The sequence below is a fragment of the Pseudomonas inefficax genome (assembly GCF_900277125.1).
GTDB lineage: Bacteria > Pseudomonadota > Gammaproteobacteria > Pseudomonadales > Pseudomonadaceae > Aquipseudomonas > Aquipseudomonas inefficax.
The window spans coordinates 1-2,082 of the sequence record NZ_OPYN01000050.1 but is presented as its reverse complement, the minus strand read 5'-3'; the positions used below and the strand labels follow the sequence as shown (position 1 = coordinate 2,082).

The following is a 2,082-nucleotide window of genomic DNA, read 5'->3' as shown; positions in this document are numbered from 1 at the left end:
GCTATTCCCGGTGCACTATCTGGCCTATGCGATGTGGGAAGGCAAGGATGAGGCGCTGCAGGTGCCGAGCGCCGAGAAGATATTCCCGGCCGATGAACTGGCCCGGGCCAAGGAAGAATGGCAACGCCGCCTGGATGCCTGCCCAGAAGAACAGCGTCCGTATCTGGTGTTGCAGTATGCGACGCCGGTGCGCAACCAGTATCAGGTCAGGCAGCAGGCACCGGTTGCCTGATCGATCCTAGGGCTGCTTTGCAGCCCATCGCGACACAAGGCCGCTCCTACAGGAGATCGCGCATACCTGTAGGAGCGGCCTTGTGTCGCGATGGGCCGCAAAGCGGCCCCGGGTTCTCAAACCCAGGTACTGAACCAGGACAGCAGCAACGCCATCGCCAGGCACGAAAAACCGAGAATGTAGAAGTACCGGGGTACCCGCAGGTCGAACGCGTCCACCACCCCATCGTCCACCGCCATGTATTCGCGGGTCTCGGCCTCACGCCGCCGCGCACTGTGCAGCAGCAACCCGCCCGGGCAGGTCAGCAGCAGCGCCAGCAGATTGATCAGCTTGGTCGGGTGGGCGGCCAGGAACCCCCAGAGCACTTGCAAGGACATCACGCAACCTCGGTATGAGCGACGGCAAAGGCCGGCATTCTACCCAAGTCGCGCCCTGACGCCCGGTCCAGGCGACAAAATGTCATCAGGTTTCATCTGACAGGGCATGAGGCTTTGCCGGCCTCTTCGCGGGCACGCCCGCTCCCACAGCAACATCTCCAGGCTCAGGCTCATTGATTTCCCTGTGGGAGCGGGCGTGCCCGCGAAAGGGCCGGCACAGGCAACAAAAAACCCGCTGCCTGGAACACAGGCAGCGGGTTTTGTTTTACAGCTGAAGCCTTACTGCCCCAGCACCTGACCGATGGTCGGGTCCTTGAACATGCGGGTCAGTGCATCGCTCAGCACATCGCCCACCAGCTGGGTGTTGGTTTCCTGGTTCGGCGCCATGCCGAAACGCTGGTCCAGCGAAGCACCGTAACGGCCACTGTAGCGGCGACCGCCATTGGACACGTCGGCACGGAAGGTGGCACCGATGGTAGCCTCGGTCACGTACAGGTTGTCTTTCGGCGACTGGTACTTCAACTCGGCCAGGGTCACGGTCAGCTGCGGCGCGTTGTAGGCGTTCGGCGTCGGGGTGAAGCCGAGCAGGCGTACCGCGGCTTCGGCCTGGGCCTGCAGCTTGGGCACGATGTCGTTACCGCTAACGCTGATGGTGCTGGTCTCGGGGTACATGCCACCGCGAGTTCCCAGGGACTGCGAGGCCCGGCCGTCAACCACCCGGACCACTACCGGCTGGCCATGGCCGACCGGGGCAAGCTGGGCCTTGAGCGTGGGTTGCGGGTTGAGTTGTTGCGGGCTGTGGGCACAACCAACCAGGTTGAGGCTGGCCACGGCGATCAAACCGAACAACAGACGTTGCAACATGCGCGTTACTCCAGAAAAAGCGGCGAAGGCCCACAGTATACCTAGCCACGCATCGACCAGTCATCGGCCTGGCCCGCTTGTCACAATCGTTTCATCGCCGCGCCCTTATCCTTGCGCCAAGCCCTAACGCACAGGACTCGCTGCCATGGCCTCGCTCTGGACCCTGCTATTCCAACGCCCGCGCCACAACGCCTATGCCCGCCTCGATGCCGACGGCAAATGCCTGGCCTTCAAGCAATGCAGCCAGGCGCCCAGCGGCAGCGGCTGGGTCCAGATCGGCGAAATCCAGCTCGCCTGGCTGGGCCGCGAATTGCCCGCCAGCGCCCGGGTTTGCGCCCGCGCAAGCCGCCGCNGGCACCAGCGCATCCTCGCGGCCTGACAAACGCTGCAATAAAAACCACGAATGGCGCCATTTCCGCCCGCGAAATCGATATAATCCCCCCCCGATTATAAGGACGTCTCCTGATCGGGCCCCGCACTCGCCGATTGACCCCGGTAACTTCAACGCTTCGCCCACAGAGAGCCTTCCACTCAGGTCTTGCATCGGCTGTCGTGCCTGCTTTTCCGGCCCTTCACACTGCATGAACCTGCGGGTTGCCATCGCGCAGT

At 63.2% G+C, this 2,082-nt stretch carries 3 protein-coding genes and 1 pseudogene; 2 read left to right on the top strand and 2 right to left on the bottom strand.

Annotation, left to right across the window (positions count from 1 at the left end; translation table 11 throughout):
- Positions 1–232: pseudogene (locus JV551A3_RS05440) on the top strand (1-acyl-sn-glycerol-3-phosphate acyltransferase); the annotation flags it as partial.
- A 116-nt stretch (positions 233–348) separates the two neighbouring features.
- Here the strand turns inward: JV551A3_RS05440 and JV551A3_RS05435 are convergent.
- Positions 349–609 (bottom strand): hypothetical protein, encoded by a 261-nt coding sequence (locus JV551A3_RS05435; protein WP_046616028.1) that lies wholly within the window; start codon positions 607–609, stop codon positions 349–351.
- 279 nt (positions 610–888) lie between these two features.
- A complete protein-coding gene (locus tag JV551A3_RS05425; protein ID WP_133978412.1) occupies positions 889–1,473 on the bottom strand; it encodes a YajG family lipoprotein in 585 nt (194 codons plus the stop codon).
- A gap of 145 nt (positions 1,474–1,618) precedes the next feature.
- Here JV551A3_RS05425 and JV551A3_RS05420 point away from each other — a divergent pair, with 145 nt between their 5' ends.
- Positions 1,619–1,852: a hypothetical protein gene (locus tag JV551A3_RS05420; protein WP_133978410.1), complete on the top strand. Its 234-nt coding sequence runs from the start codon at positions 1,619–1,621 to the stop codon at positions 1,850–1,852.
- Positions 1,853–2,082 lie beyond the last annotated feature (230 nt).

What these genes read in the sequence shown, in the direction of transcription:
- JV551A3_RS05435 (WP_046616028.1), bottom strand. Translation starts at nt 609, where the DNA reads ATGTCCTTGCAAGTGCTCTGGGGGTTCCTGGCCGCCCACCCGACCAAG.
- JV551A3_RS05425 (WP_133978412.1), bottom strand. Translation starts at nt 1,473, where the DNA reads ATGTTGCAACGTCTGTTGTTCGGTTTGATCGCCGTGGCCAGCCTCAAC.